Source organism: Salipiger sp. D13 (assembly GCF_003703915.1).
GTDB classification, from domain to species: Bacteria; Pseudomonadota; Alphaproteobacteria; order Rhodobacterales; family Rhodobacteraceae; genus Salipiger; species Salipiger profundus.
Map to the genome: position 1 here is coordinate 1 of NZ_RAPJ01000108.1, position 572 is coordinate 572.

Genomic DNA, 572 nt, shown 5'->3' on the forward strand with positions numbered 1-572 from the left:
CTGGTCACGCCAATTCGAGCGGTCGGGTTGCATGGTATCGCCTCTCCCCTGGGTTGATCTCAGGAAAAGGATTCCGAGAGATCAATCACTTGGGAAGTCCGCCCCAAGGCATCAGGTGATGCGTGGCACGCATCACCTTCTCAGCCGGTGCGCCCCGCCGCCAATTGCCGATAGCCCTCGGAACTCAGCCAGTGTGCGCGTTCAAGATGGGCGTCGTGGACCAGGCGCGCCCGCTCCGGCTCTTTCTGCGTATCGAGACCCAGGATGATCTGCGCCGCCTCCTGCCAGCTCGCGCCCTCGCCTGCAGCATCGAGCAAACGCATATACTGCGCCATGTGGCGACGGTCATAATCCGTCACCACGGCCCCCTGCGGCGGCACATCCTGCAAGCTGCTGATCGTCACACGCATCCCCACTGCGGCTTCTGCACAATCCTAGCACAGAAGGTTGACGTTTTCGTGAGCACGGCAATAGCGCAATTCCGTTCACGGCGAAACCTGCCGGAATAGTCAGCTCTTAGCGACGGCCTTCGCCTGCACATGCATCACTCCAATCCCCTGGTCGGAGTTCAG

General features: G+C 61.0%; 1 protein-coding gene. It reads right to left on the minus strand.

Translation table 11 applies throughout. The features are described from left to right. Positions 1–140: 140 nt before the first annotated feature. Complete coding sequence (locus D6860_RS25110; RefSeq protein ID WP_076623807.1) at positions 141–410, minus strand: DNA -binding domain-containing protein; 270 nt, start codon at positions 408–410, stop codon at positions 141–143. Positions 411–572 lie beyond the last annotated feature (162 nt).